This window comes from Spirillospora sp. NPDC047279 (genome assembly GCF_040643285.1).
Classification (GTDB): domain Bacteria; phylum Actinomycetota; class Actinomycetes; order Streptosporangiales; family Streptosporangiaceae; genus Spirillospora.
This window is the reverse complement of the sequence record NZ_JBEYUA010000015.1, coordinates 141859-167645: the sequence shown is the minus strand read 5'-3', so window position 1 is coordinate 167645 and position 25787 is coordinate 141859. Positions and strand designations below refer to the sequence as shown.

The window sequence follows — 25787 nt, the reverse complement described above, 5'->3', positions numbered from 1 at the left end:
ACTTGAAACTTGAGACACCGTATCTCAATCTGACGAAGAGGATCAACGGTGGACGAAGGCGTGCACGCGTCCGGCGGGGTCACCCGGCGGCGCCGGCGGTTGTCGGACGAGGAGACCGAGCAGCGCATGCTCCGGGCGGCCATGGACATGGTCGGCCGGAGCGGGCTGACCGTGGGCCTCGACCACATCAGCTTCGAGGATGTGATCCGCGACGCCGGCGTGGCTCGCAGCGCGGTCTACCGGCGCTGGCCCTACAAGGATCTGTTCTTCAGCGAACTGCTCAAGGAGCTGGCCAGGGGCCGGAGCCCGGTCGTCGGCGCCCCCAACGACGAGGCCGAGGCCGCGGTCAGGCGGACCGTCGCCGAGCATCTCGACTGGCTGCGGACGCCCGCGCTCCGCCGCGCCCTGGTGGGCGAGGTCCTGCGCCGGGCGGCGGTGCGGGAGCTCGAGACGTTCCACAACGCACCCGAGTGGCGCACCTACATCGCCCTGCACGCGACGTTCCTGAGCCTGCCGGGCGGCGAGCTGCGCACCGAGGTGCAGGCGGCGCTCACCGAGTCGGAGCGCGACCTCACCCGGCGCATCGCCGGATCCTACGAGTACTTCACGCGGCTGCTCGGCTGCCGGCTGCGGCCCGACCTGGTGGACGCGACGTTCGAGGTCCCGGCCACCCTCGCCAACGCCACGATGCGCGGGCTGGTCATCATGGCCCCGTCCAATCCGGGGATCACCGGGCGGACGGTGCGGGCCAACCCGTACGGGGCGCCGGAGGCGGCGGACTGGTCGCAGGCGGCCCTGGGGATCGCGAGCGTGGTCCTGACGTTCATCGAGCCGGACCCGGACGTGGAGTTCGACGACGAGCGCATCGCCGCCGTCCGCCGCGAGCTGTCCGGGGCGTAGGGGGCCGGAGGACGCGACGCCGGGGAGATCGGCGGCCGGAGGGATCAGCGGCCGGTGAGGATCCTCAGCACCGGCCGCGCGGCGGCCTCCGGGTCGCCGCCGAGGCGCTCGGGGAGCGCGCCGCTCAGCCACAGGCTCGCGAACCCGTGCACGATCGACCAGGCGGCGATGGCGCCGGACCAGTCGTCGGGGCCCTCGGCGGGGAGGGCGCGGCCGGCCCCCGCCACGAGGACCTCGTGGGCGCGCGTGGCGGCGGCCAGCACCTCGGGATCGTCGGCGTGGTAGAGGTCGGGCCGGAACATCACCTCGAAGTAGGGCCGGTGCCCGGTCGCGAACCGGACGTAGGCCAGCCCGACCTCGAGGAAGTCGTCACCGGCGGCGGCCAGCGCGTCGGCGAACATCGTGAAGCCCTCCGCCGCGACGGCCGTCAGCAGCCCCGCCTTGTCGCCGAAGTGGTGGGCGGGCGCGGCGTGCGAGACGCCCGCGCGGCGGGCGAGCTCGCGCAGGCTCCAGGCGGCCGTCCCCGACTCGCCGATCGCCTCGACGGCCGTGTCGATGATCGCGCGCCGCAGGTTGCCGTGGTGGTAGCCGCTCATGCCGCCGATCCTATCTTGCCATTGACAAGTTGCAGGGCGTGGCGCAATCTTGTCAGTGACAAGTTAACGAGAGGACACGTCATGCCGACCCTTCCGTGGATCCAGCCGAACACCCCCGCGCCCGGTGCCGAGGCGGTCGTCATGGCCTCCAGGCTGCAGGTGCGCTCGCTGCGCCAGGTGCCGGGCTTCTTCCTGGCCTCGATGCGGCTCTGGCGGCAGGCGCGCCGCTCCCCCGGCGTGTGGGGCGTATCGCTGAAGGCCGAGCTGCTGCGCGGCACGTTCTGGACGCTCTCGGCCTGGAGCGGCAAGGACGCGCTGTACGACTACGCCAGGGCCGACCCGCACAAGTCGGAGATGCGGCGGCTGCGGGACGTCACCGCCGAGTCGACCTTCGTCCTCTGGGACGTTCCGGTGAGCGACCTGCCGGTCGGCTGGGAGGAGGCCCGGCGGCGCATCGCGGCCGAGCGCGAGGTCACCCGCCCAGCATGAGGCTCGCGCAGTGCTCGCCGATCATCATGACCGGGGCGTTGGTGTTGCCGCCGGTGATGCTCGGCATGATCGAGGCGTCCGCGACCCGGAGCCCGTCGATCCCGCGTACCCGCAGCGCGGGGTCGACCACCGCCCGCTCGTCGGCGCCCATCCGGCAGGTGCCGACCGGGTGGTAGACCGTGGTCGCCCGGTCGAGCACCTCCTCCTCCAGCGCCGCCCGGTCCGCGTACCTCGGCCCGGGTGACAGCTCGCCCGAGACGCCGTCCGCGATCGCCTTGCCGGCCATCACCTCGCGGACGATCTCCATCCCGTCCACCAGCAGCGTGCGGTCGGCGGGATCGGCGAGGTAGGCGGGGTCGATCATCGGGGCGTCGGCCGGGTCGGCGGAGGCGAGCCGGAGCGTGCCGCGGCTCTTGGGATAGATCAGGGTCGCCAGCAGGGTCAGCGAGGGCCTCGGGTCGACCTTGTGGCGGATCGGCGCGTCCTGGTTGGGCGACGGGTAACCCCATGGCAGCGCGTGGATCTGCAGGTCGGGCACGTCGGTGGCCTGGGGGCTCCGGACGAACCCGACCGCCTCGAAGACGCTGCGCCCGACCCAGGTGCCGCCGCGCAGCCTCTCCTTGATCACACCGGCGGCGAAGTACGGGGCGGTGCCGCGGTTGCGCGCCGACTCCATCAGGTACGTCATCGGGACGAACATGTGGTCGTGCAGGTTGTCGCCCACCGGCAGGTCGGCGCGCACCTCGATGCCGTGCTCGCGCAGGTGCGCGGCGGGCCCGACCCCCGAGAGCATGAGCAGCTGGGCCGAGCCGAACGCGCCCGCGGACAGGACCACCTCGCGGGTGGCGCGGATCGTCACCGGGCCCTTCCCGGTGACGACCTCGACCCCGGTCGCCCGGCCGCCCTCGATCACCACCCGGGTCACCAGGCGGCCCGTCTGGATCGTGAGGTTGGGCAGCCCGTGGTCGTCGAGGTAACCGACCGAGGAGCTGTAGCGCAGGCCGCCGTGCGCGCTCTGCTGGAAGAGCGACGCGCCCTCCTGCGACTCGCCGTTGTAGTCGTCGTTCTCCTTGACGTCCGCGGTGTCGGCGAGTGCCTCGAGGAACGCCTGTGTCGCTGGCGTGAGGTCCTTGGCCCGGGTCACCTGGATGGGGCCGCCGGCACCGCGCAGGTCGTTGGCGCCGTCCTCCCAGTTCTCCATGCGCTTGAAGCTGGGCAGGACGTCGTCGTAGGCCCAGCCCTCGCACCCCTCCGCGGCCCAGTCGTCGTAGTTCCTGCGGTTGCCGCGGACGAACACCATGCCGTTGATCGAGCCCGAGCCGCCGAGCACCTTGCCGCGGGTCTGCGGGATCCTCCGGCCGAGGGCGGCCTCCTGCGGGGCGCTGTAGAAGCCCCAGTCGAGCTTCTTCTTCAGCTGCGGGACGTTGTGGAACACCGCGATGAGCCCCGGCTTGCGCACCAGCGAGGTCCGGTCGGAGCCGCCCGCCTCCAGGAGCACGACCGAGGCGCCCGACTCGGCGAGCCGCTTGGCGAGCACGCACCCGGCGCTGCCCGCTCCCACAACCACGTAGTCAGCGCTCTCAACCACTTCGAACCTCGCAACGGTGCCGGCCTGCCGCGCTCTGCGGACAGCCGAAATCTACTCCACCATGCAAGCGCTTGGTCAAGCGTCAGCGGCGACGACGGCGGCGAACTGCGCGGCTACCGGGAGAAGGTCACCGACGGCGGCACGGTCTCGGTCCCGCTGGAAAAGCAGATGTGGGGCGACGAGTTCGGCGCCTGCGCCGACCGCTTCGGCGTCAACTGGATGGTCGACATCGTCCAGCAGGCGTGGCCCGCGGCGTCTTCCCGTGACCCGGCCGGGCCGGGTCACGGGTGCGCGGTCATCGGTGCGCGGTCATCGGTGCGCGGTCATCGGTGCGCGGTCACCGTTCTAGTAGGGCCAGGTCCAGTCGCGGACCTCGGGGAGGTCCTCGCCGTGCTCGCGGGTGTGGGCGCGCGCCTCCAGGCGGCGGTCCGCCATGCGCTGGCGCAGCGGCGCGACCCGGCCGCCGAGGCCGGGGACCCGGTCGATGACGTCCATGACCAGGTGGAAGCGGTCGAGGTCGTTGAGCATGACCATGTCGAACGGCGTGGTCGTGGTGCCCTCCTCCTTGTATCCGCGCACGTGCAGGTTGGCGTGGCCGTGGCGGCGGTAGGTGAGCCGGTGGATCAGGTACGGGTACCCGTGGAAGGCGAAGATGACCGGCTTGTCGGTGGTGAACAGCGCGTCGAACTCGGCGTCGGTGAGCCCGTGCGGGTGCTCGCCGGGCGGCTGGAGCCTCATCAGGTCGACCACGTTCACCACGCGGACCCGCAACTCGGGCAGGTGCTGCCGGAGCAGGTCGACGGCCGCCATCGTCTCCAGGGTCGGGATGTCGCCCGCGCAGGCCAGGACGACGTCGGGGTCGGCGCCGCCGTCGGTGCTCGCCCACTCCCAGATGCCGATGCCCCGGGTGCAGTGCAGGACGGCCTCGTCCATCGGCAGCCAGTTGAGCGCGGGCTGCTTCCCGGCGACGACGACGTTGATGTAGTCGCGCGAGCGCAGGCAGTGGTCGCCGACCGAGAGGAGCGTGTTGGCGTCCGGCGGCAGGTAGACCCGGACGATCTCGGCCTTCTTGTTGATGACCACGTCGAGGAACCCGGGGTCCTGGTGGGTGAAGCCGTTGTGGTCCTGCCTCCACACGTGCGACGAGAGCAGGTAGTTGAACGAGGCGACCGGGCGCCGCCACGGCAGGTGCCGGGTGACCTTGAGCCACTTGGCGTGCTGGTTGAACATCGAGTCGACGATGTGCACGAACGCCTCGTAGCTGTTGAACAGCCCGTGCCTGCCGGTGAGGAGGTAGCCCTCCAGCCAGCCCTGGCACAGGTGCTCCGACAGCACCTCCATCACACGTCCGGACGAGGCCAGGTGCTCGTCGGACTCGTACCGTTCGCCGGTGAAGACGCGGTCGGTGACGTCGAAGACGTCGCCGAGGCGGTTGGACGCCGTCTCGTCCGGCCCCATGATCCGGAAGTTGTCCGGGTTGGCGGCGATCACGTCCCGCAGGTAGGCGCCGAGGCGCCGGGTGGGCTCGGTGAACGTGGTGCCCGGCTTGCCGGTCTCCACCGCGTGCCGGCGGAAGTCGGGCAGGGTGAGCGGCCGCAGCAGCAGGCCGCCGTTGGCGTGCGGGTTGGCGCTCATCCGCCGGTCGCCCTCCGGGGCCAGCGACCGCAGCTCGGCCGCAGGCCGCCCGTCGGCGTCGAAGAGCCGCCCGGGGTCGTAGGACCGCAGCCATTTCTCGAGCTGCGCGAGGTGCGCCGGGTCGTCGCGCACCCCCGACAGCGGCACCTGGTGCGACCGCCAGGTGCCCTCGACCGGCTTCCCGTCGACCTCCTTGGGCCCGGTCCAGCCCTTGGGCGTGCGCAGGATGATCATCGGCCAGCGGCGGCGCTCGGTCGTCCGCCCGCTCCGCGCGCCGTCCTGGATGGAGGCGATCTCGTCCAGCGCCCGGTCCAGCGCGGCCGCCATGCCCTGGTGCATCTTCGCCGGGTCGTCGCCGGTGACCAGGTAGGGGTTGTAGCCGTAGCCGTCGAAGAGCTGGACCAGCTCCTCCTCGGGGATCCGGGCCAGCACCGCCGGATTGGCGATCTTGTAGCCGTTCAGGTGCAGGATCGGCAGCACCGCGCCGTCCCTGACCGGGTCGAGGAACTTGTTGGAATGCCAGCTCGCGGCCAGCGGCCCCGTCTCGGCCTCGCCGTCCCCCACGACGCAGGCCACGGTCAGGTCCGGGTTGTCGAACGCCGCGCCGTAGGCGTGGGAGAGCGAGTAGCCCAGCTCGCCGCCCTCGTGGATCGAGCCGGGCGTCTCCGGCGCGACATGGCTGGGCACGCCGCCGGGGAACGAGAACTGCCGGAACAGCCGCCCCATCCCGGCCGCGTCCTGCGACACCTCGGGATAGATCTCGCTGTAGGTGCCCTCCAGCCACGCGTTCGCCACCGCCGCCGGGCCGCCGTGCCCCGGGCCCATGATGTAGATCATGTCCAGGTCGCGCGCCTTGATCACTCGGTTGAGGTGGGCGTAGAGGAAGTTCAGGCCCGGCGTGGTCCCCCAGTGGCCCAGCAGCCTGGGCTTGATGTGCTCGGCGGCCAGCGGCTCCTCCAGCAGCGGGTTGGCCAGCAGGTAGATCTGCCCGGCCGACAGGTAGTTCGCCGCCCTCCAGTAGGCGTCGATCAGCCGGGCCTCCTCGTCCGGCAACGTCGCGGCCTTCCCCATGGCACGGTCCCCTCTCAGCGGCGTTCATTGATCACTCAGGCCCCTGCCCGCCAGCGGTCGGGCCAATCGTGACCAAAGTCCCGCGTCGCCCGCGGAAGGGTGACGAACGCCTCCGTTACCCGGAGAGCCCGGCCGTGAAGACCGGCTCGCCGGTCGGCCGCGGCGAGCCGCCCTCGGGCTCGACGGTGATCCCGACCTCGGTGGCGTCGCCGAGGCCCGCGGCGAGCACCGGCCCGGTGTCGGCGGCGGTCATGGTGCCCACCGACCGCGGCGCCTGCCGGCCCATCAGCCAGAGCTGGTAGGTCTTGGCGCTCGCCAGCGTCGGCAGTCCCTCCATGATCACTACGGCCTCGTCCCGGGAACGGGCGGCGACGACCGTCCCCGACCCGCCCCCGGTCACCGGCCCCTGGACCAGGCGCGCGTCGGGCGCGGTGATGACGGCGGCGATGCGCTCGTTCTGCGCCCGCGTCTCGTCCAGCCGCTGCTGCGTGACGACGGCGTACACGCCGAGCACGAGCGCCAGGACGACGCTCGCGGCGGCCGTGGTGAGCAGCAGCCACGGCGGGAACCCGCGCCGCTGCGGTTCGGGCGCGACCCGCGGCGGGACCTGGCGCACTCCGGCGATACGTTCCATGACGCGGTCGCGCAGCTCGGCGGGCGGCTCCTGCGCGGCGGCGAAGGCCATCGCCGCGGTCGTCTCGCGGAGGCCGCGCAGCTCGTTGCGGCAGGTGTCGCATCCGTCGAGGTGGTCCTGGAACCGGCGCCGCTCGACGTCGGACAGGGCGTCGAGGGCGTACGCGCCCACGAGAGCGTGCGTGTCGTGCGGTGTCGTCATCGCTCCACTCCCAGGCAGTCGCGCATGCGGATGAGCCCGTCCCGCATCCGGGTCTTCACGGTGTTGACCGACACCTTCAGCAGTTCGGCCACCTCCCGGTAGGTGTACCCCGAGTAGAACGCCAGCGAGATCGACTGGCGCTGGAGGTCGGTGAGGCCGTCCAGGCAGCGGCGCACCCGTTCGTGCTCCAGCCTGGTCTCCACCTCCTCGGCGACGTGGTCGTGCTCGCGGTCGCGGGTGGCGGCGCGCTGCTCGCGGTCGGCCGCCGACTGCGACGAGCGCACCCGGTCGACGGCGCGGCGGTGCGCCAGCGTCATGACCCAGGCCGCGGCGCTGCCCCTGGAGGGGTCGAAGCGGGACGCCTGGCGCCACACCTCCACCAGGACGTCCTGGGTGACCTCCTCGGACTGGGCGGGGTCCCGGACGACGCGCATCACGGTGCCGTAGACCGGTCCGCTGATCTGCTCGTACACCCGCGCGAACGCGGCCTGGTCACCGCGGGCCACGAGCTCGATCAGCTCGCCGAGCCCCCCGGCCCGGTGGTCCTCGTCCACCGCCGCCACGGGCGGCTGGGCGATTCCACGCGACCGGAACCACGGCCGCGCGGTGGGCGGTTCACTCATGCTCATGCTCCGTCGTCGTCGCTGCTGGGGCGGGGACCCGTGGCGGGCCGCCGGTCCGGGGACCGGCGGCCCGCCACAGCGGGGTCAGCTCTTGGGCATGAGCACGGTGTCGATGATGTGGACGGTGGCGTTGCCGGTCGGAACGTTCCCGCAGACGACCTTGGCGTCGTTGACGGTGTAGTCGGCGCCCGAGCCCTTGGTCTCCACGTTCCCGCCCTGGAGCGTCTTGAACTGCCCCATCGCCAGGTCCGCCGGGGCCTTGCGGCCCGCCACGACGTGGTAGGTGAGGATGTCGGTCAGCTTCTTCTTGTCGGCGAGGACGGCGTCGAGGTCGGCCTTCGGGATCTTGGCGAACGCGTCGTTGGTCGGCGCGAACACCGTGATGTCGTCCGAGGTGTTGAGCGTGTCGACCAGGCCGGCCTTCTTCACCGCGGTCACCAGCGTGGAGAGCGCCGGGTTGTTGGACGCGGCGGTGGCGACCGGGTCGGCGGCCATGCCTTCGAAGCTGCCGGCGCCGGTCGTGGGCACGGCCGCACAGCCCGCGCCGAACGTCTGGGCCGCGGCGCCGGTGGCCGTCGCGCTCGCCGAGGCGGGCGGGGTGTTGGCCATGGCGCCGGAGCCGGCGTCGTCCTTGGAGTCGCCGCCGCAGGCGGTGAGGCCGAGGGCCAGGCCCATCGTGACCGTGGCCGCGGCGATGGTGGAGAGCTTCATGGTCGAACTCCTCTTCCTCGTGATCTTCATTGGTGCGTTTCGTGGTGTTCTGTGAGGTCGCGCGATGATCCGGTCAGTCGACGGTGACCACCACCGAATGCCGGCCGGTGGCCCCGCTCGGGAACGGCGGGACCCGTGCCTCGGGCTGGACCGCCCCGGTGGCGTCCACGGCCCGCGCCTCGATCCGGTGCGTGCCGGGTGCGGCGTCCCATTCCAGGACCCACTGCCGCCAGGTGTCGGTGCCGGGCACGGGCGCGAGCCGGGCGGAGCGCCAGGGCCCTCCGTCCACCCGCACCTGCACCGCCTCGATCCCGCGGTGCTGGGCCCAGGCCATGCCCGCGACCGGCACGCGCCCCGCCCTGACCCGCTGCAGCGGCTTGGGGACGTCGATCCGGCTCAGGGTCTTGATCGGCGCCTGCTCGGCCCAGTCGCGGGCCGTCCAGTAGGCCTCGTCGTCGGTGAACCTGGTGACCTTCAGGTCGACCACCCACTTGGTCGCCGACACGTAGCCGTAGAGGCCGGGGACCACCATCCGGGCGGGGAACCCGTGCCTGACGGGCAGCGGCTCGCCGTTCATCGCGACGGCGAGCAGCGCGTCCCTGCCGTCCAGCACGGTCGCGACGGGCGTGCCGCACGTCCACCCGTCGGCGGAGCGGCTGAGCAGCTGGTCGGCGCCGCGCCGGACGCCGGCCCGGCGCAGCAGGCCGGCGAGGGACGCGCCGAGCCAGCGGGCGTGGCCGACGTAGGGGCCGCCGACCTCGTTGGAGACGCAGGTGAGGGTGATGTCACGTTCGAGCAGGGGCAGGCGGAGCAGCTCGTCGAAGGTGATCTCCAGCGGGCGGTCGACCATGCCGTGGATCCGCAGGGTCCAGCCGGCGGGGTCGACCTGCGGGAGCACCAGGGCGGTGTCGACCCGGTAGAAGTCGCCGTTGGGGGTGGTGAACGGGGAGAGGCCGGGGATCCGGAGGTCGGCGCCCGCCGGGAGCGGCGCGGCGGGCCCGGCCGGCGCGGGCAGCCGCACCGCCTGACGTGCCGCCTCCACGCTGCGCCGGCCGGCCAGCATGCGCCCGATCCCGCCGGCCGTGGCGGCCAGCGCCGCGGTGCCGGCCGCGGCGGCCAGGAAGGTGCGCCGCCCGCCGCCGGGTGGCGCGTCGGCTCCGCCCGGGACGTCTCCCCCGCCCGGGGCGGCTGCGCCCTGCGCGGTGTCCGCCCGCCCGGCGAGCCGGGTCAGGGCGAGGAGCGCCCCGGCTCCGGCGGCGGTGCCGAGCGCCGAGGGAAGGGCGGCGGAGGCCCCGGCGCCGGGACGGGTGAGCGCGGCGGCCGCGCCGGCCAGGCCGAGCAGCACGATGAGCGCCACCCCGAGCCGGGGCCTCCGGCGCGCGGCGACTCCTGCGGCGATGGCGAGGAGGGCGACGGCGACGCCGGTCGTGGTGAGCAGCACCGCCTTGTCGTGCGTGCCGAACGTGCGGATGGCGAAGTCCTTCAGCCATTCGGGGGTCCGGTCGACGATCGCGCCGCCGACAGCGATCACCGGGCCGGTGCGGGCTCCGGTGAAGGCGGCGACGAGCTCGGCCGTTCCGAGGGCGGCGGCTCCGGAGAGCAGGCCGACCACGGCGGCGGTTCCCGTGCGGGGTGCGGGTCTCACACCCTGTATTCGGAACGGTCACGCAGGGGGGTTGGTCCCCCGGCGGATTTCTTTCAGGAACGTGCGGTGCGCTTGGGCGGCAACGGGACGAAACCGCTGGTGCGGGCCACGTAGTCGGCGTACTCCGGCCGGGTCTTGGCCATCCGGCGCTCGGTCAGCGGCTTGCCGGTGCCCTTGGCCAGCAGCCAGGTCATCACGACCGGCGACAGAACGGTCAGCAGGCCGTGCCACTGGTCGCAGGCGATCAGGAAGAGACCCCACCAGACCACGGCGTCGCCGAAGTAGTTCGGGTGCCGGGTGTAGCGCCACAGGCCGCTGTCCAGGACCTTGCCCTTGTTGGCGGGATCGTTCTTGAAGCGCACGAGCTGGAGGTCGCCGACGGTCTCGAAGAACATCCCGGCCGCCCACAACACGGTGCCCACGATGGCCGCCGCGCCGAGCGGCGCGTCCTCGTGCATGGCCACCTGGAGCGGCAGCGCGACGAACCACAGGATGACGCCCTGGGTGAGGTAGACGTTCCGCAGCGCGTACACGTGGGGGTTGCCGGGCGCCTTGGCCAGCAGCGCCGCGTACCTCGGGTCCTCGCCGCCGCCGCGCGACCGCCAGGCGATGTGCGCGGCCAGCCGCACTCCCCACACCACGGTGAGGGTCAGCACCAGCGCCCGCCGGGCGGTGTCGCCGTGCCCGGCGGAGGTGACGAAACCGATGAGCGCGGCGGCGGCGAACCCCAGGCCCCACGCGACGTCGATGACGCTGTGCCGTCCCGCGCGCAGCGCGATCAGGAACGTGACCGCCAGGACCGCGACCACGCCGAGGGCGGACCACGCGAGACTCCACAGGAACGGTGTCACGATCACTCCTTCCGGACGGCCAGGATCTGGTCGACCCCCATCCGTCCCTGCTCGAACGCCAGCCCGCCGCCGGCGAGGTAGAGGCGCCACACCCGGGCGTTCTCCTCGCCGACCATCGCGACGACCTCGTCCCAGCGCGACTCGAACGTGTCCCGCCACTCGTCGACGGTCCGCACATAGTGCTCCCGCATGGCCTGCACGTCACGCACCTCGAGACCGGCGCGTTCGAGCAGGGCGACGGTCTCGCCGAGCGGGCGCATGTGCATGTCGGGCGCGATGTAGCGTTCGATGAACGCGCCGCCGCCGGGAGAACGGCCGCTCCGCGACATCTGCTGCACCAGCACGTGCCCGCCGGGACGGACCAGGCGGCGCAGGGCGGCGGCGAACGCGGGATAGCCGCGCCGGCCGACGTGCTCGCCCATCTCGATGGTGGCGACGGCGTCGTAGGGGCCGTCGCCGATGTCGCGGTAGTCGCTCAGCCTGATCTCGACCGGCAGCCCGGCGGCGCGCTCGCGGGCGAACGCGGCCTGCTCCCCCGACAGCGTGACGCCGGTGACGTGCGCGCCGTACTCGCGGGCCGCGTGCACCGACAGCGAGCCCCAGCCGCAGCCGACGTCGAGCAGCCGCATGCCCGGCTTCAGCCCGAGCTTGCGGCAGACCAGGTCGAGCTTGGCGCGCTGGGCCTCCTCGAGGGTCATGCGCGGACGCTTGAAGTAGGCGCACGAGTAGGCCATGGTGCCGTCGAGGATCAGGCCGTAGAAGGCGTTGGAGAAGTCGTAGTGATGCTCGACCACCGCCTTGCTGCGGGTCCGGCCGTTGCTGCGGCCGCCGGTCATGCGCGCCTCGGCGGACGGCACCGCCGGGGGCGGGCCCGCCGCCCCGAGCACCAGCAGCACCCGGGCCGCCGCGGCCAGCGCCGCCGGGGACGGGCGGGCGCGCCGGCTCTCGGCGCGCACCGTGCGCAGCCCGTCGAGGAGGTCGCCCTCCACGTCGAGGTCGCCGGTGACGTAGGCGCGGGCCAGGCCCAGCTCGCCGGGACGCCACAGGATCCTGCGCAGCGCGTCCGCCGACCGCAGCACGACGACCGGCGCGCCGCCGGGGCCGGCGACGCTCCCGTCCCAGGCCTTCACCCGGACGGGCGGCCTGCCGTCGAACAGCGCGTCGAGCACGGGCGCGAGCAGCCCGGCCACGCCGCCCGGCGGGCGGCCGGTCCGCCCGGTCCGCGTGGTCCGGCCGGTCTCGGTGCCGGTCTGGCTGGTGGTCATGGGCGATCCTCCGCGGGGGTGAGCAGGAACTGGCCGACGTCGAGGTATCCGGAGCGGAACCCTGCCTCGGAGTAGGCCAGGTAGAGCTCCCACATGCGGCGGAACACCGCGTCGAAGCCGAGCGCGGCGACGTCCTCCTCGACGGCGAGGAACCGTTCGCGCCAGAGCCGCAGGGTCAGGGCGTAGTCGCCGCCGAACTCGAACACGTCCGCGGTGCGCAGCCCGGCGTCCGCGGCGTGCTCCTCGATCGCCCGGACCGACGGCAGGAACCCGCCGGGGAAGATGTACTTCTGGATCCAGGTGTGGGTGTCGCGGGTCGCGAGCATGCGGTCGTGCGGCATGGTGATCGCCTGCAGGCCGGCCCGGCCGCCGGGCGCGAGCAGCCGCCGCAGCGTGCGGAAGTACTCCGGCCAGTGCCGCTCCCCGACCGCCTCGATCATCTCGACGCTGAGCACGGCGTCGTGCGTGCCCTCGGCGTCGCGGTAGTCGCACAGGTCGACGCGGACCCGGTCGGCCAGCCCCGCCTCGGCGATCCGCGCCAGCGCCAGATCGCGCTGCTCGGTGGACAGCGTGAGCGAGCGCACCTGCGCCCCGCGCCGCCCGGCGCGCAGCGCCAGCTCCCCCCAGCCGGTGCCGATCTCCAGCACCCGGGTGCCGGGCCCGACCCCGGTGCGGTCGAGCAGGCGGTCGATCTTCCGGTGCTGCGCCCCGGCGAGATCGCGGCCGTGGCAGGCGTCACGCCGGTCGAACAGCGCGGCGGAGTAGGTCATCGTCTCGTCGAGGAACAGCGCGAACAGCTCGTTCGACAGGTCGTAGTGGTGACCGGCGTTGCGCCTGGCCCCGGCCCGGTCGCCGGTCGTGCCCGCCGGTGAGCGCAGCACCGCGAACCGCCGGAGCCGTTGCAGCGACGGCGGCACGAGCGTGGACATCTGCTCGGCGAACGCGGTGAGCACGCCCGGCAGGTCGTCGCACTCCCACTCCCCCGCCATGTACGACTCGCCGAACCCGATGAGCCCGGCGGCGCCGAGGCGGGCGTGGAAACGTTCGGGGCGCAGGATCCGCAACACGGGCCGCTCGCAGATCGGCGGCGGTCCCGGCTCGTCGCCCTGCACCACGGTGACGGGCAGCCGGGCGGCGGCGTGAGCGAAGAGCCGGCGGGCCACGGCGGATCTGAGGCCCGGGCGCGGAACGGCGGTGATGTCCGGCCAGGTCTCCTCCTGACCGACGGCGAGCACGGTCATGTCCGGGCTTCCCCTCGTACGGTGGCGTCGTGTCGTGGCTGGGGCCGCAGACCGCGCAGGTAGAGCTTCACGCCCTGGACGCGGATGCGCGCGGCGCCGGCGAGCGGCGCCCAGGGATGGCGCAGGAACGCGCGCAGCAGCCCGGCCGTGGTGGCGGGCCTGCGGACACCCTGCAGGGACGCCACGAAGGGGCGGCCGGGGGCGGCCCCGTGCAGCGTGATGGTGAGCAGGAGATCGGGGCCGGGCACCGGGAGGCGCATCCGGTAGGTGCCGGCGACGGGGTAGAACGGCGAGACGTAGAACTCCTTGGCGGTCTCGGCCCTCCCCCGACCATCGGTGTGCAGGAGGTAGCGGTGCCGGCCGCCGTAGGTGTTGTGGACCTCGGCGACCACGCACGCCAGGTCTCCGGCGGCGGTGAAGCACCAGTAGACGGTCAGCGGGTTGAAGACGTGGCCGAGGACGCGGGCGTGGGCGAGCATCAGCACCCGGCCGTCCGCGACGACGTCATTGGCGGCGAGGAACTCCTCCAGGTTCTCGCGCAGCGTGCGATCCGGGCTTCCGGCGTGGTCGGCGGCGCGGAACCGGGCCAGGGCCCGCAGCGGCCGCGGCGGGCGCGGCAGCGCGTCCAGGTCGACGAGCCACATGTAGGTGCGGTAGCGGAAGGTGTTGCGCACGCTCGGGCCCGGCCTGACGTGGACGAGGGTGCACTCGTACAGCGCCGGTGCCTGGCGTGCCGCGGTGCTCACCATGCGCCGCCCAGCCGGCGGGCCGCCTCGACGCCGGAACGGCAGCCGTCCTCGTGGAAGCCCCACCCGTGGTAGGCGCCCGCGTAGGCGAGGGTGCCGTCGCTCAGCCCGGGCAGCCGGCGCTGCGCCGCGACCGACTCGGGCGTGTAGATGGGGTGCTCGTAGACCATCCGGGACAGGACGTGCTCCTCGGGGACCGGCGCGTTGAGCGTGACGACGTGCGGGCGCGCGGTCGGCAGTCCCTGCAGCCGGTTCATGTCGTAGCTGACGCGGACGTGCCCGGCGCCGTCGTGGCACGAGTCCATCGCGTAGTTCCAGGAGGCGCGCGCCCCGGCCGCGCGCGGCAGCACGCGGTCGTCGGTGTGGAGCACGGTGGGGTTGCGCGAGTAGGCGAAGGCGCCGAGCACCTCGCGCTCGACGGTGGTGGCGTCGGGCCGCATCGCCAGCGCCTCGGGCGGGTGGACGGCGATGACCGCGCCGTCGAAGACCCGGGCGGCGCCGGAGTCGTCCCGGACCTCGACGCCCTCCGGCACCCGGCGCACCGACCGCACCGGGGTGGCGGTGTGGACCGCCGTGAGCTCCTTGGCGACGCGTTCGACGTAGGTGCGGGAGCCGCCGACGACGGTCCTCCATCGCGGCGAGCCGTGCACCGACAACATGCCGTGGTTGTCGAGGAAGCCGAACAGGTACCGGGCCGGGTAGCGGCCCGCCGTCTCCGGCGCGCACGACCAGACCGCCGCGACGAGCGGCGTGATGAAGTGCGCCCGGAAGTAGGCGGAGAAACGTCCCGCGGCCAGGAACTCCGCCAGCGTGCGCTCGTCGCCGGGCCGGGCGAGCAGCGCGCGGGCCCGGCGGTGGAAGCGCGGCACCTCGGTCAGCATCCGGAGGTAGCGCGGACGCGCCAGCGAGCGCGGCTGGGCGAAGAGGCCGGTGAGGCCGCGGGCCCCGGCGTACTCCAGGCCGCAGCCGCCGCACCGCACCGACATGCTCATCTCGGCGTCGCGGGTGGCGACTCCCAGCTCGGCGAACAGTCTCGTCAGGTGCGGGTAGGTACGGTCGTTGTGCACGACGAACCCGCTGTCGACCCCGAGGACGCCCGGCTCCGCCTCCACCTCGTGGGTGTGGGCGTGCCCGCCGAGCCTCCCTTCGGCCTCGTAGAGCGTGACGGCGGCGGTCCGGCGCAGCACGTACGCCGCGGTCAGCCCCGAGATCCCACCCCCGATCACCGCGATGGCACGCCGCCCGTCCGCGTCCGGCACTCCGACCTCCCCGAGCCCCGGGACCGTCCGGGGGCTCTCACCCTTGCTTCGGTGCCGGAGGGCCCGGGGGTTGCCGGGAGATCCAGGATGTGAGTCAGGTCACAAGGTGTTCCTCGCGGGTCTCGGCGGCCGCGTTCGCCCTGCTCGCCGGGGACGCGGGCCACCAGGTCCGGTCGCCGAGGTCGTACACCAGCGCGGGCACCAGCAGCGACCGGACGACCAGGGTGTCCAGGACGACGCCGAACGCCACGATGAAGGCGATCTGGACCAGGAACACCAGCGGGATCACCGCCAGCGCGCCGAAGGTGGCGGCCAGCACGACCCCCGCCGACGTGATCACACCGCCGGTCGCCACGAGCCCGCGCCGCACGCCCTCCCGGGTCCCGTGCGCGATCGTCTCCTCGCGGACGCGGGTCATCAGGAAGATGTTGTAGTCCACGCCCAGCGCGACCAGGAAGATGAACCCGAACAGCGGCACCACCGGATCGGCTCCGGTGAACCCGAACAGGTGGTTGAAGACCACCGCCGAGATGCCGAGCGTGGCCGCGAACGACAGGACCACCGTGGCGATGAGCAGCAGCGGCGCGACGACGGCGCGCAGCAGCAGCGCGAGGATCACCGCGATGACCGCCAGGGCGATCGGGATGATGAGCCTGCGGTCGTGCTCGGACGTGACCCGCGTGTCCAGCTGGGTCGCGGTGTAGCCGCCGACGAGCGCGTCCGCGCCGGGCACGGCGTGCACCGCCGTGCGCAGCCGCTTGATCGTGTCCTGGGCGGCGAGGCCGTCGGGCGAGGAGGACAGGGTGGCCTCGAGCTTGACGAGGCCGCCGACCTCGCGCGGCCGTCCCCCGGCCGCGGGGGCTCCGCCGGAGCCGCCGCCGGGCCGGACGTTCACCACGCCGTCGACGCGTCCGGCCGCCTCGGTGACCGCGGCCGCGGCGCCGGCGCGGGTGATGATCACGCCCGGGTTGCCGGTGCCGGCGGGGAAGTGCCGGGCGAGGGCCTCCTGGCCGCGTACGGCCGGGGTGGGGCTGAGGAACACCTCGGTCTGCGGGATGCCGCCGGCCTTCAGGGTGGGCGCCAGCGCCGCGAAGCCGACGAGGACCAGCGTGGTGGCGATCCAGACGCGGCGCGGGTGCCGGCCGATGAGGTCGGCGACGCGGGTCCACACGCCGACGCCGGCCGTCCCGGCCGTTCCCGCCTTGCCGGGCCTGGTCGGCCAGTAGGCCTTGCGGCCGAGCAGCGCGAGTGCCGCCGGCAGGAAGGTGAGCGCCGACAACATCGCGCAGCCGATGCCGATGGCCGCGACCGGGCCGAGCGACCGGTTGGAGTTGAGGTCGCTGAACAGCAGGGTGAGCAGGCCGAGCGCCACGGTGAGCGCGCTGGCCCCGATCGGCGCGAGGGAACGGCGCCACGCGACCGCCGCGGCCCGCCACCGGTCGGCCCCGCCCGCCAGCTCCTCACGGGCCCGGACCGCCATGAGCAGCGCGTAGTCGGTCGCCGCGCCCACCACGAGGATGAACATGATGCCCTGCGTCTGGCCGTTGAGCTTCAGCACGCCCGCGTCGGCGAGGAAGTAGACCAGCGCGCAGGCCAGCGCCAGCGCGAGCACGGCCCCGACGATCACGATGAGCGGCAGCACGAGGCTGCGGTAGACCAGCAGCAGGATGATCAGCACCACGCCGAGCGCCACCAGGAGCAGCACGCTGTCGATCCCGGCGAACGCGGAGGAGAGGTCGGCCTGGAGCGCCGCCGGCCCGGCCAGGTACAGCCGCGTTCCCGGTACCTCGCCGAGCGCCGTCTCGATCTTGTCGATCAGCTCCTCCGGCTCGCCCGCGCTCTCCTTCAGCGGGATGACGGCCTGGAGCGCGCCGCCGTCCTCGGAGGGGATCGGCGGCGACACCGTCCCGGTGGTGACGCCCGTCCGCACCGCGGCCTGGAGCGCCTGGCCGGCCGCGGCGCGCTGCTCCTCGGTGATCTTCCCGTCCTCCCAGATCACGATGAGCGGGGTGACGCCGGGGGCGCTGAACCGCTCCTCCAGGAGCCGCACCTTGGTCGACTCGGCGCCGGCGGGGAGGAAGGTGGCGTTGTCGTTGCCCTGCACCTCTCCCAGCTTGCCCGCGTACTGGCCGAACGGGCCGACGCCCACCAGCCAGACGAGCAGGACGAGGAACGGCGCCAGCCAGCGCAGACGACGGTTGAGCCGGGGCATCCAGGGGCCTTTCTGCGGGGAGCCGCGCCCCACCTCCGGGGCGCGCTGAGCTCGCTACCCTCCGCGAGGGTCGCTACACCTCACTTCGCGGGGGACCAGGCGTTCGGATGCATATGATCTCAAACAGTGATCTTCACGTGCCGCAGCGGCACCCGCCGGCCGCCGATCAGGCGTCGAAGTCGACGGTCACCGGGGCGTCCCCGGCCGGCTCGGACTGGCAGGTGAGGACGAAGCCGGCGGCCAGCTCGGCGGCGTCCAGGGCGTAGTTGCGCCGCATCGTGACCTCGCCGCCGGTGACCTTGGCGCGGCAGGTGCCGCACACGCCGCCCTTGCAGGCGAACGGCATGTCCGGGCGGACCCGCTGGGCGCCCTCCAGGACGGTGGCGCCCTCGGGGAGGTCCAGCGACGTGGTGCGGCCGTCCAGGACCACGGTGACCTGGGTGACCGGCCCGGCGGGCTCGTCGGCGGGCCGCACGCGCGGGGGCGGCGGGACGTCCTCGACGTAGAACAGCTCGCGGTGCACCCGTTCCCCCGGAACGTCCATCTCGGCCAGGACCTCCATGGCCCCGGTCACCATGCCGTGCGGGCCGCACAACCACCAGTGGTCGACGTCGCCGACCGGCACCAGGGCGGGCAGGAGCGCGCGCAGCTTGGCGGCGTCCAGACGCCCGGTCAGCAGGTCGGCCTCGCGCGGCTCCCGGGACAGCACGTGCACGAGATGGAGCCGGTCGGGGTGGGCGTCCTTGAGATCGGCCAGCTCGTCGGCGAACATCACGGTCTCGCTGCTGCGGTTGCCGTACAGGACGGTGACCCGGCTGCCGGGCACCGACAGCGCGGACGCGGCGACCGACAGGACCGGCGTGATGCCGGACCCTGCGGCGATCAGCACGTGGTGCGCGCCCGGCTCGAGCTCGGCGGTGAACGAGCCGCTCGGCGGGAGCACCTCGATCTCGTCGCCCGGCCGGACGTCCCGGACCAGCCACGAGGAGAACAGGCCGTCGGGGACCTCCCGCACCCCGACGCGCAGCGCCCGGTCGGCGGGGGCGCAGATCGAGTACGAGCGGCGCTCGTCGCGGCCGTCGACCAGGCGCCGCAGGGTGAGCGACTGGCCGGGCCGGAAGGCGTAGAGCCCGGCCAGGCCGGCGGGCACGGCGAAGGTCACGGCGACCGCGTCGTCACAGAGCCGGTCGACGCTGTCGACGCGCAGCCGGTGCGGGGTCCGGGCGGAGGAGGCGGCCACGGTCAGTGCTCCTTGAAGTGGTCGAACGGCTCGCGGCAGGACCGGCAGCGGCGCAGCGCCCGGCACGCGGTCGCGCCGAACTCCGACAGCTCCTCGGTGTCGGCCGAGCCGCAGAGGGGGCACGCCGCCGTCCTGGTCGGGCCGAGCGTGAGCGGGACGGGCCCGGACGTGCGGCGCGGAGCGCGTCCGGGCGGCGCGATGCCCGCGTCGGCGAGCTTGCGGCGTCCCTCGGCGGTGATCCAGTCACTGCTCCAGGCGGGGGCCAGGGTCACCCGGACGTCGACCTCGCCGTACCCGGCGTCCTCCAGGCGGTGGACGAGGTCGTCGCGCATGGTGTCCATCGCGGGGCAGCCGGTGTAGGTCGGCGTGATCCACACCGTGACCCGGCCGTCCCGTTCGGCCACCTCGCGCAGGACGCCCAGCTCGGCGAGGGTGAGCTGGGGCAGCTCGGGGTCGGTGACGGTCCGGGCGATCTCGAGCGCGGTCACCATGTCGCCCCCGGAAGCGTCCGGGCCACGCCCTGCATCTCCTCCAGCAGCGGCGCGAGCGCGCCGGTGCGGGTGCCGCGCGCGGCGGGCTCGCCGCCGGAGGCGGGCACCGCCAGCGTCGCGCGGCCGAGCACCTCGCCGACGACCTGGTCGAACTCGGGCCGCACGGACGCGGGGTCGACGGCGAACGGGCCCCTCTCCACGGGGTCGGCCGCGAAGAGGTCCGCGACGTAGGGCCACCGCTCGTCGAGGGCGTCCAGCATGCGCCGCCGCGACTCCTCCGTGCCGTCGCCGAGCCGGACGGCCCAGCGCGCGGCGTAGTCGCGGTGGTAGGCCAGCTCCTTGACCGCCTTGGCCGCGATCGCGGCCAGCACCGGGTCGGACGAGCCGCGCAGCCGCGACACCACCGCCAGCCGCCAGGTCGAGAAGATCAGCAGGCGCACGACCAGCTCGGCGAAGTCGCCGTTGGGCAGTTCGGCCAGCCGCACGTTGCGGAACTCGCCGGCGTCGCGTGCGAAGGCGAGCTCGTCCTCGTCGCGTCCGGTGCGCGCCAGCAGGAGGCGGGCCTGGCCGAGCAGGTCGAGGGCGATGTTGGCGATCGCGACCTCGTCCTCCAGCTCGGGGGCGCGGGTGACCCACTCCTGGAGCCGGTGCGACATGATCAGCGCGTCGTCGCCGAGCATCAGGCAGTAGGCGGCCAGGTCGTCGCCGGCCGGCGTCATCTCGACGCCCTCGAGCGGGTCGCTGAAGCCGGTGCCGAACGCCCAGCGCGCGTCGCCGGTGCCGTCGGCGGTGAGGGCCTCGTAGACGTTGTCGCCGCTCATCAGATGTGCGGCACGTCGTCGGGGATGGCGTAGAAGGTGGGGTGCCGGTACACCTTGTCGCCGCTGGGCTCGAAGAAGGCGTCCTTCTCGTCGGGGCTGGACGCGGTGATGGCGGACGACCGCACGACCCAGATGCTCACGCCCTCGTTGCGCCGGGTGTAGAGGTCGCGCGCGTTGTGCAGCGCCGACTCGTCGTCCGGCGCGTGCAGCGACCCGACATGGACGTGGTTGAGGCCGCGCTTGCCGCGGACGAACACCTCGTACAGCGGCCAGCTCATCGCGATCCCTCCTGCCCGGCGGTCTGCTTGGCGGCGTGGGCGAGGGCGGCCTCGCGGACCCACGCGCCGTCCTCGTGGGCGCGGCGCCGGTGGGCGACGCGCTCGGCGTTGCAGGGCCCGTCGCCGGAGATGACGCGCTTGAGCTCGTCCCAGTCGGGCGTGCCGAAGTCGTGGGAACCGCGCTCCTCGTTCCAGCGCAGCTCGGGGTCGGGCAGCGTGACGCCCAGCCGGTCGGCCTGCGGGACGGTCATGTCGACGAACCTCTGGCGCAGCTCGTCGTTGGTGTGCCGCTTGATCTTCCACGCCATCGACCGGGCGGTGTTGGGCGAGTCGCCGTCGGGCGGGCCGAACATCATCAGCGACGGCCACCACCAGCGGTCGGTGGCGTCCTGCACCATCGCGCGCTGGGCGTCGGTGCCGCCCATCATCGTCATCAGCAGCTCGTAGCCCTGCCGCTGGTGGAACGACTCCTCCTTGCAGATGCGGATCATCGCGCGCGCGTACGGCCCGTACGAGCTGCGGCACAGCGGCACCTGGTTGCAGATCGCGGCGCCGTCCACCAGCCAGCCGATCACGCCGACGTCGGCGTAGTTCAGCGTCGGGTAGTTGAAGATGGAGGAGTACTTCTGGCGGCCGTCGATCAGGCGTTCGGACAGGTCGTCGCGGTCGACGCCGAGGGTCTCGGCCGCGGAGTAGAGGTAGAGCCCGTGGCCCGCCTCGTCCTGCACCTTGGCCAGCAGGATCGCCTTGCGCCGCAGCGACGGCGCGCGGGTGATCCAGTAGCCCTCCGGCTGCATGCCGATGATCTCGGAGTGCGCGTGCTGGGAGATCTGCCGGACCATGGTCCCGCGGTAGGCGTCGGGCATCTCGTCCCGCGGCTCGATCCGCTGGTCGGCGGCGATCAGGTCGTCGAACGTGCTCATTTGGCCACCAGGGTGAGGACGTCGTACTTGGCGACCGACGCGCCGTCCTGGTTGGTGACGTCGGTGTCCCAGCGCACCTCGCCGTAGCCGGCGTTCTCGCGCGGGCTGATCTGCTTGGCGGTGAGCGTCACCGTCAGCTCGTCGCCCGGCTTGACCGGGGTGAGGAAGCGCAGGTTCTCCAGGCCGTAGTTGGCCAGGACGGGCCCGGGCTCGGGCGAGACGAAGAGCCCCGCGGCGAACGACACCACCAGGTAGCCGTGCGCGACGATGCCGCCGAACAGCGGGTTGGCGCGGGCGGCCTCCTCGTCGGTGTGGGCGTAGAACGTGTCGCCGGTGAACTCGGCGAAGTGGTCGACGTCCTCCAGCGTGACGGCGCGCGGCCCGGCGGTCACCGAGTCGCCGACGCGCAGCTCGGCCAGCGTCTTGCGGAACGGGTGCGTCGCGTCGTCGGAACGGTCGGCGCCCGGCGTCCAGCGGCCGGTGATCGCGGTGAGGACGTTCGGCGAGCCCTGCACGGCGGTGCGCTGCATGTGGTGGAGGACGGCGCGCACGCCGCCCAGCTCCTCACCGCCGCCCGCGCGGCCGGGACCGCCGTGGGTGAGTGCGGGCATGGGCGAGCCGTGCCCGGTCGACTCCTTGGCGCCGTACCGGTCGAGCACGAGCATCCGGCCGTGCCAGGCGGCGGCGCCGAGCACGACCTCGCGGGCGAACGCGGCGTCCTCGGTGACGACCGAGCCGACCAGGCTGCCCTTGCCGCGGGCCGCGTAGTCGACGACCTGGCCGACCGAGTCGTACGCCATGACCGTGGCGACCGGGCCGAACGCCTCGACCTCGTGCGGCTCGGCGCGATCGGGGTCGCCCAGGAGCAGGAGCGGCGAGACGAACGCGCCGTTCTGCGCGCGGTCGCCGGTGATCTCGACGTTGTCGGGGTCGCCGAAGAGGATCTCGCCGCCGAGGGCCTTGACGGCGGTGCGGACCTCGTCGCGCTGCTGAAGGCTGACGAGCGCGCCCATCCGCACGCCCTCGGCCGACGGGTCGCCGACGACGACCTTGGCGAGCCGGGCGCGGACGGCCTCGACGACCTCGTCCACGCGGTCGCGCGGGACGAACGCGCGGCGGATCGCGGTGCACTTCTGCCCGGCCTTGACGGTCATCTCGGCGGTGAGCTGCTTGACGTAGAGGTCGAGGTCGCCGTCCGGGCCGAGGATGGAGCAGTTGAGCGAGTCGGCCTCGGCGTTGAAGCGCACCGCGCGCTCGGCGACGGCCGGGTGGGTGCGCAGGCGGGCCCCGGTGCCGGCCGAGCCGGTGAACGCCAGGACGTCCTGCCCGGTGAGCTCGTCGAGCAGGCCGGCGGGGGCGGCGCAGGCGAGCTGGAGGGAGCCCTCGGGCAGCAGCCCGGACTCGACGATCAGCTCGACCAGGCGCGCGGTGAGGTAGGCGGTCTGCGGGGCGGGCTTGACCAGGCTCGGCATCCCGGCGACGAACGCCGGGGCGAACTTCTCCAGCGGCCCCCAGACGGGGAAGTTGAACGCGTTGATCTGGACCGCGACGCCGCGCATCGGGGTCATGACGTGGCGTCCGACGAACGTGCCGCCCTTGCTGAGGCCCTCCACGTCGCCGTCGACGTAGAGGGAGTCGTTGGGCAGCTCACGGCGGCCCTTGCTGGAGAACGCGAACAGCGTGCCGATGCCGCCGTCGATGTCGATCTTGGAGTCGCCCAGGGTGGCGCCGGTCCGGGCCGACAGGGCGTACAGCTCCTCGCGGTGCTCGTTCAGGTGCGAGGCGAGGGCCTTGAGCAGCGCGGCGCGCTGATGGAAGGTCAGCTCGCGCAGCGCCGCGCCGGAGCGGCGGCCGTAGGCCAGCGCCGCCGCGTAGTCCAGGCCGGTGGTGGCGAACCGGGCCACCTCCTCGCCGGTGACGGCGTCGAGGAGCGGAGCACCCTCGTCCGGCGGCGCCTGCCAGGCCCCGGAGACGTAGCTGCGCAACACGGCCATGAGCGGTCCTCCCAGAATTACCGACCGGACGTTCGGTAAGTAATTCTAACCCGGCAGGGCGAGGCACACCAGGGCGCGTCCGGCCGGTGCGTCGCGCCGGCACGCCGGGTCAGTCGTCGCGGGAGAGGCGCAGGCCGTCGAAGGCGGTCCGGCGGACGAGGACGGCCAGCGCGTCCACGTCCATGCCGCCGTCCGGGCGGTACCACTCGGTCAGCGAGTTGACCATGCCGAACAGCAGCCGCGCCCCGACCGCCGGATCGACGTCCGGGCGCAGGTCGCCCTCCTCGGCGGCCCGCTCGATCATCTCGGCGACCAGGTGGTCGAACGCGCGGCGCCGCTCCACCGCCCGCCGCTCCACCTCGGTGTTGCCGCGCACCCGCAGCAGCAGCGTCACGAACGGCAGCCGTTCGGCCAGCACGTGCACGCTGCGCTCGGTCAGGAACTCCAGCCGCTCGATCGCCCGGCCGTCGCGGGCCCGCGCCTCGTCGGCGGCCTCGAACAGGCCGTCCAGCGCCCGGTCGGTGGCCAGCTTGAGCAGCTCTTCCTTGCTCTCGACATGGTGGTAGATCGCCGACTTGGTGATGCCGAGCCGGCGCGCCAGCGCCTCCATGCCGGTCGCCTCGTAGCCGCGCTCGTTGAACAGCTGCGCGGCGGCCGCCAGGACCGATTCGAGGTCGTGGCCGGGGCGCCCCCTCCTGGCGCCCTGACGGGCGGAGACACTGGAAGACACGACCCGAGTATCCCAGGCGCTCAGACCGCGACCGCCTCATGGGGCACGGCCGTGGCCCGCCGCCCGCGCGGGGTGCTGATCGTCGTGGCGGCCAGCAGCCCGTCCAGCACCGCCTCCTCCACCGCCTCCATGACCGCGACGAACACCCGGTCGAGATCGACCATGTCCAGCTTGCGCGGCGCCTGGTCCGGCACGGTGGAGAAGGCCAGGCCGTAGTCGCCGCTGCCGTGGCTGAACGCGGCTCCGGCCCGGCCGAGCGCGATGGCGCCCCGGGCGGCGATCCGCGCGAGCTGCCGGGATTCGCAGGCGAGGTCGAGCGCGACCACGACCACGCACGAGCCGTACGCGGTCGGCGGCCCGGCCCGTTCGACGCCGAGCGACTCGGGCGTGACGACGCGGTCGGGCAGCCGCAGGTTGCCGTCCATGTTGGCCTGGACGAGCGCGCCCACCGTCACCTCGCGGTCCCGCAGTTCCACCCGGCGGGAGGACGAGCCGATGCCGCCCTTGAAACCGAGCGCGCAGGCGCCCGTCCCGCCGCCGGCGTTGCCCATCGCCACCGGGCCGCCGTGCGCCCCGTCCAGCGCCCGGTGCACGTGCTCGGCGGTGATCGGCCGCGGCTCCGCGTCCGACAGCCAGTAGTCGTTGACCTCGCCGACCACCGGGTTGACCGTGGTGACGCGCCCCGGGGCGCGGTCGAGGTGACGGGTCACCAGGACGTCGGCCGCGCGGAACGTCGACAACGTCGCGGTCAGCAGGATCGGCGTCTCCAGCTCGCCGAGCTCCATGAGCTGGGTCGCGCCGACGAGCTTGCCGTACCCGTTGGCCACGTGGAGCCCGGCGGGCAGCGTGCGGGCGTGGTCGAGCGCGGCCGGCACGACCGCCGTCACGCCGGTGTAGACGCCCTTGTCGTCGTCCACCAGCGTCGTGTGCCCGACGAGCACCCCCGCGACGTCGGTGATGGCGTTGTGCGGGCCCGGCTCCAGCCACCCGATCCGGTGCCCCAGGTCGCGGAGCCGCGCCCCGCCGGTCGATGCGCCGCCCGAAGCTCCTGTCGATGCGCCTGTCGGTGCGCCGCCCGATGCGTTGCCTGTCATGTGAGCAGTAGATCGTCCGAGGACTCCTCGAATATCACCAGGGTGCGGGTACTGCGCACGCCGGGGATCGAGTGCAGCTCCTCCAGGACGAGGCTGCGCAGCTCGGCGGCGTCCTGGACCCGGACCAGCGCCAGGACGTCGAAGTCGCCGCCCAGCAGCGCGAAGTGCCGGACGGCGGGCAGCTCGCGCAGCCGGTCGCGGACGTCCCGCCAGGAGTTCTGCTCGATCTTCAGGGTCACGTAGACCGAGGTGCCGAACCCGGCCTTGACCGGGTCGAGCCGGGCCGCGAAGCCCCGCAGCACCCCGTCGGCCATCAGCCGGTCGAGCCGGTTGTAGGCGTTCGCGCGGGAGATGTGCAGGCGTTCGGCGAGCGCCCGCACCGACAGGCGGGCGTCCCTGGACAACTCTTCGACGATCTTCCGGTCGACGTCGTCCAGGGCCGGGGCCGAAAGTCCAGAAACCTGCCGCGGCGCGCCGCCGGACGTGGACACATGCTCACCGGAACTCATCGATTCGCTCCACCTGTCTCGGGTTGCCCAGGTGATCTGG

The 25787-nt window shown here is 73.4% G+C and carries 24 protein-coding genes; 2 read left to right on the top strand and 22 right to left on the bottom strand.

Features of this window, described 5'->3' with window-relative positions:
* The first annotated feature begins 48 nt into the window (after window positions 1-48).
* Window positions 49-900 carry a TetR/AcrR family transcriptional regulator gene (locus tag ABZ810_RS33860; protein ID WP_358410219.1) on the top strand — a complete coding sequence of 284 codons (852 nt, stop codon included), beginning with the start codon at window positions 49-51 and terminating at the stop codon, window positions 898-900.
* Between the two features lie 44 nt (window positions 901-944).
* Here the strand turns inward: ABZ810_RS33860 and ABZ810_RS33855 are convergent, their stop codons facing one another.
* Window positions 945-1496: a TetR/AcrR family transcriptional regulator gene (locus ABZ810_RS33855; RefSeq protein ID WP_358410217.1), complete on the bottom strand. Its 552-nt coding sequence runs from the start codon at window positions 1494-1496 to the stop codon at window positions 945-947.
* An 81-nt stretch (window positions 1497-1577) separates the two neighbouring features.
* On the opposite strand from ABZ810_RS33855, the gene ABZ810_RS33850 reads away from it, so the two are divergent.
* Window positions 1578-1985 carry a DUF3291 domain-containing protein gene (locus tag ABZ810_RS33850; protein ID WP_358410215.1) on the top strand — a complete coding sequence of 136 codons (408 nt, stop codon included), beginning with the start codon at window positions 1578-1580 and terminating at the stop codon, window positions 1983-1985.
* Here the strand turns inward: ABZ810_RS33850 and ABZ810_RS33845 are convergent.
* From ABZ810_RS33845 to ABZ810_RS33745, 21 genes are all read right to left on the bottom strand, one after another.
* Window positions 1969-3573: an FAD-dependent oxidoreductase gene (locus tag ABZ810_RS33845; RefSeq protein WP_358410213.1), complete on the bottom strand. Its 1605-nt coding sequence runs from the start codon at window positions 3571-3573 to the stop codon at window positions 1969-1971. The genes ABZ810_RS33850 and ABZ810_RS33845 overlap by 17 nt on opposite strands.
* Before the next feature lie 345 nt (window positions 3574-3918).
* Window positions 3919-6279, bottom strand: a complete 2361-nt coding sequence (locus ABZ810_RS33840) for a phosphoketolase family protein (RefSeq protein WP_358410212.1) — start codon at window positions 6277-6279, stop codon at window positions 3919-3921.
* A gap of 115 nt (window positions 6280-6394) precedes the next feature.
* Entirely contained in the window at window positions 6395-7114 is a 720-nt protein-coding gene (locus ABZ810_RS33835; protein WP_358410210.1) for an anti-sigma factor, read from the bottom strand.
* Entirely contained in the window at window positions 7111-7737 is a 627-nt protein-coding gene (gene sigK, locus ABZ810_RS33830) for an ECF RNA polymerase sigma factor SigK (RefSeq protein WP_358410209.1), read from the bottom strand. Before sigK ends, ABZ810_RS33835 begins: the two co-directional genes overlap by 4 nt.
* A gap of 84 nt (window positions 7738-7821) precedes the next feature.
* Window positions 7822-8448: a fasciclin domain-containing protein gene (locus ABZ810_RS33825; protein ID WP_358410207.1), complete on the bottom strand. Its 627-nt coding sequence runs from the start codon at window positions 8446-8448 to the stop codon at window positions 7822-7824.
* A gap of 73 nt (window positions 8449-8521) precedes the next feature.
* Window positions 8522-10093 carry a molybdopterin-dependent oxidoreductase gene (locus tag ABZ810_RS33820; protein WP_358410205.1) on the bottom strand — a complete coding sequence of 524 codons (1572 nt, stop codon included), beginning with the start codon at window positions 10091-10093 and terminating at the stop codon, window positions 8522-8524.
* 53 nt (window positions 10094-10146) lie between these two features.
* Complete coding sequence (locus ABZ810_RS33815) at window positions 10147-10944, bottom strand: DUF1295 domain-containing protein (protein ID WP_358410204.1); 798 nt, start codon at window positions 10942-10944, stop codon at window positions 10147-10149.
* A 2-nt stretch (window positions 10945-10946) separates the two neighbouring features.
* The gene (locus tag ABZ810_RS33810) at window positions 10947-12209 is read right to left on the bottom strand and encodes a cyclopropane-fatty-acyl-phospholipid synthase family protein (RefSeq protein WP_358410202.1); all 1263 of its coding nucleotides are present in this window, start codon (window positions 12207-12209) and stop codon (window positions 10947-10949) included.
* On the bottom strand, window positions 12206-13450 hold the full coding sequence (locus tag ABZ810_RS33805) for a cyclopropane-fatty-acyl-phospholipid synthase family protein (protein WP_358410201.1): 1245 nt from the start codon (window positions 13448-13450) through the stop codon (window positions 12206-12208). Before ABZ810_RS33805 ends, ABZ810_RS33810 begins: the two co-directional genes overlap by 4 nt.
* On the bottom strand, window positions 13447-14199 hold the full coding sequence (locus ABZ810_RS33800) for a DUF1365 domain-containing protein (protein ID WP_358410200.1): 753 nt from the start codon (window positions 14197-14199) through the stop codon (window positions 13447-13449). The genes ABZ810_RS33805 and ABZ810_RS33800 overlap by 4 nt, the downstream gene beginning before the upstream one ends.
* Entirely contained in the window at window positions 14193-15455 is a 1263-nt protein-coding gene (locus ABZ810_RS33795) for an FAD-dependent oxidoreductase (RefSeq protein ID WP_358410198.1), read from the bottom strand. The genes ABZ810_RS33800 and ABZ810_RS33795 overlap by 7 nt, the downstream gene beginning before the upstream one ends.
* 94 nt (window positions 15456-15549) lie before the next feature.
* The gene (locus ABZ810_RS33790) at window positions 15550-17667 is read right to left on the bottom strand and encodes an MMPL family transporter (protein WP_358410197.1); all 2118 of its coding nucleotides are present in this window, start codon (window positions 17665-17667) and stop codon (window positions 15550-15552) included.
* A gap of 166 nt (window positions 17668-17833) precedes the next feature.
* The gene (gene paaE, locus ABZ810_RS33785; protein ID WP_358410196.1) at window positions 17834-18907 is read right to left on the bottom strand and encodes a 1,2-phenylacetyl-CoA epoxidase subunit PaaE; all 1074 of its coding nucleotides are present in this window, start codon (window positions 18905-18907) and stop codon (window positions 17834-17836) included.
* Between the two features lie 2 nt (window positions 18908-18909).
* Entirely contained in the window at window positions 18910-19398 is a 489-nt protein-coding gene (gene paaD, locus ABZ810_RS33780) for a 1,2-phenylacetyl-CoA epoxidase subunit PaaD (RefSeq protein ID WP_358410194.1), read from the bottom strand.
* Entirely contained in the window at window positions 19392-20219 is an 828-nt protein-coding gene (gene paaC, locus ABZ810_RS33775) for a 1,2-phenylacetyl-CoA epoxidase subunit PaaC (protein WP_358410193.1), read from the bottom strand. Before paaC ends, paaD begins: the two co-directional genes overlap by 7 nt.
* Window positions 20219-20497 carry a 1,2-phenylacetyl-CoA epoxidase subunit PaaB gene (gene paaB / locus ABZ810_RS33770; RefSeq protein ID WP_358410191.1) on the bottom strand — a complete coding sequence of 93 codons (279 nt, stop codon included), beginning with the start codon at window positions 20495-20497 and terminating at the stop codon, window positions 20219-20221. Before paaB ends, paaC begins: the two co-directional genes overlap by 1 nt.
* The gene (gene paaA, locus ABZ810_RS33765; RefSeq protein ID WP_358410189.1) at window positions 20494-21420 is read right to left on the bottom strand and encodes a 1,2-phenylacetyl-CoA epoxidase subunit PaaA; all 927 of its coding nucleotides are present in this window, start codon (window positions 21418-21420) and stop codon (window positions 20494-20496) included. The genes paaB and paaA overlap by 4 nt, the downstream gene beginning before the upstream one ends.
* Entirely contained in the window at window positions 21417-23414 is a 1998-nt protein-coding gene (gene paaZ / locus ABZ810_RS33760; protein ID WP_358410188.1) for a phenylacetic acid degradation bifunctional protein PaaZ, read from the bottom strand. Before paaZ ends, paaA begins: the two co-directional genes overlap by 4 nt.
* Window positions 23415-23523: 109 nt before the next feature.
* The gene (locus tag ABZ810_RS33755; RefSeq protein ID WP_358410186.1) at window positions 23524-24144 is read right to left on the bottom strand and encodes a TetR/AcrR family transcriptional regulator; all 621 of its coding nucleotides are present in this window, start codon (window positions 24142-24144) and stop codon (window positions 23524-23526) included.
* Between the two features lie 20 nt (window positions 24145-24164).
* Entirely contained in the window at window positions 24165-25238 is a 1074-nt protein-coding gene (locus ABZ810_RS33750; RefSeq protein WP_358410185.1) for a P1 family peptidase, read from the bottom strand.
* Window positions 25235-25747, bottom strand: coding sequence for an Lrp/AsnC family transcriptional regulator (locus tag ABZ810_RS33745; protein ID WP_358410183.1), 513 nt, complete (start codon window positions 25745-25747; stop codon window positions 25235-25237). The genes ABZ810_RS33750 and ABZ810_RS33745 overlap by 4 nt, the downstream gene beginning before the upstream one ends.
* Window positions 25748-25787 lie beyond the last annotated feature (40 nt).

What these genes read in the sequence shown, in the direction of transcription:
- ABZ810_RS33840 (WP_358410212.1), bottom strand. Translation starts at nt 6,279, where the DNA reads ATGGGGAAGGCCGCGACGTTGCCGGACGAGGAGGCCCGGCTGATCGAC.
- ABZ810_RS33745 (WP_358410183.1), bottom strand. Translation starts at nt 25,747, where the DNA reads ATGAGTTCCGGTGAGCATGTGTCCACGTCCGGCGGCGCGCCGCGGCAG.
- paaC (WP_358410193.1), bottom strand. Translation starts at nt 20,219, where the DNA reads ATGAGCGGCGACAACGTCTACGAGGCCCTCACCGCCGACGGCACCGGC.
- ABZ810_RS33850 (WP_358410215.1), top strand. Translation starts at nt 1,578, where the DNA reads ATGCCGACCCTTCCGTGGATCCAGCCGAACACCCCCGCGCCCGGTGCC.
- sigK (WP_358410209.1), bottom strand. Translation starts at nt 7,737, where the DNA reads ATGAGTGAACCGCCCACCGCGCGGCCGTGGTTCCGGTCGCGTGGAATC.
- ABZ810_RS33855 (WP_358410217.1), bottom strand. Translation starts at nt 1,496, where the DNA reads ATGAGCGGCTACCACCACGGCAACCTGCGGCGCGCGATCATCGACACG.
- ABZ810_RS33825 (WP_358410207.1), bottom strand. Translation starts at nt 8,448, where the DNA reads ATGAAGCTCTCCACCATCGCCGCGGCCACGGTCACGATGGGCCTGGCC.
- ABZ810_RS33790 (WP_358410197.1), bottom strand. Translation starts at nt 17,667, where the DNA reads ATGCCCCGGCTCAACCGTCGTCTGCGCTGGCTGGCGCCGTTCCTCGTC.
- paaD (WP_358410194.1), bottom strand. Translation starts at nt 19,398, where the DNA reads ATGGTGACCGCGCTCGAGATCGCCCGGACCGTCACCGACCCCGAGCTG.
- ABZ810_RS33810 (WP_358410202.1), bottom strand. Translation starts at nt 12,209, where the DNA reads ATGACCACCAGCCAGACCGGCACCGAGACCGGCCGGACCACGCGGACC.
- paaB (WP_358410191.1), bottom strand. Translation starts at nt 20,497, where the DNA reads ATGAGCTGGCCGCTGTACGAGGTGTTCGTCCGCGGCAAGCGCGGCCTC.
- ABZ810_RS33750 (WP_358410185.1), bottom strand. Translation starts at nt 25,238, where the DNA reads ATGACAGGCAACGCATCGGGCGGCGCACCGACAGGCGCATCGACAGGA.
- paaZ (WP_358410188.1), bottom strand. Translation starts at nt 23,414, where the DNA reads ATGGCCGTGTTGCGCAGCTACGTCTCCGGGGCCTGGCAGGCGCCGCCG.
- ABZ810_RS33805 (WP_358410201.1), bottom strand. Translation starts at nt 13,450, where the DNA reads ATGACCGTGCTCGCCGTCGGTCAGGAGGAGACCTGGCCGGACATCACC.
- ABZ810_RS33800 (WP_358410200.1), bottom strand. Translation starts at nt 14,199, where the DNA reads ATGGTGAGCACCGCGGCACGCCAGGCACCGGCGCTGTACGAGTGCACC.
- paaA (WP_358410189.1), bottom strand. Translation starts at nt 21,420, where the DNA reads ATGAGCACGTTCGACGACCTGATCGCCGCCGACCAGCGGATCGAGCCG.
- ABZ810_RS33835 (WP_358410210.1), bottom strand. Translation starts at nt 7,114, where the DNA reads ATGACGACACCGCACGACACGCACGCTCTCGTGGGCGCGTACGCCCTC.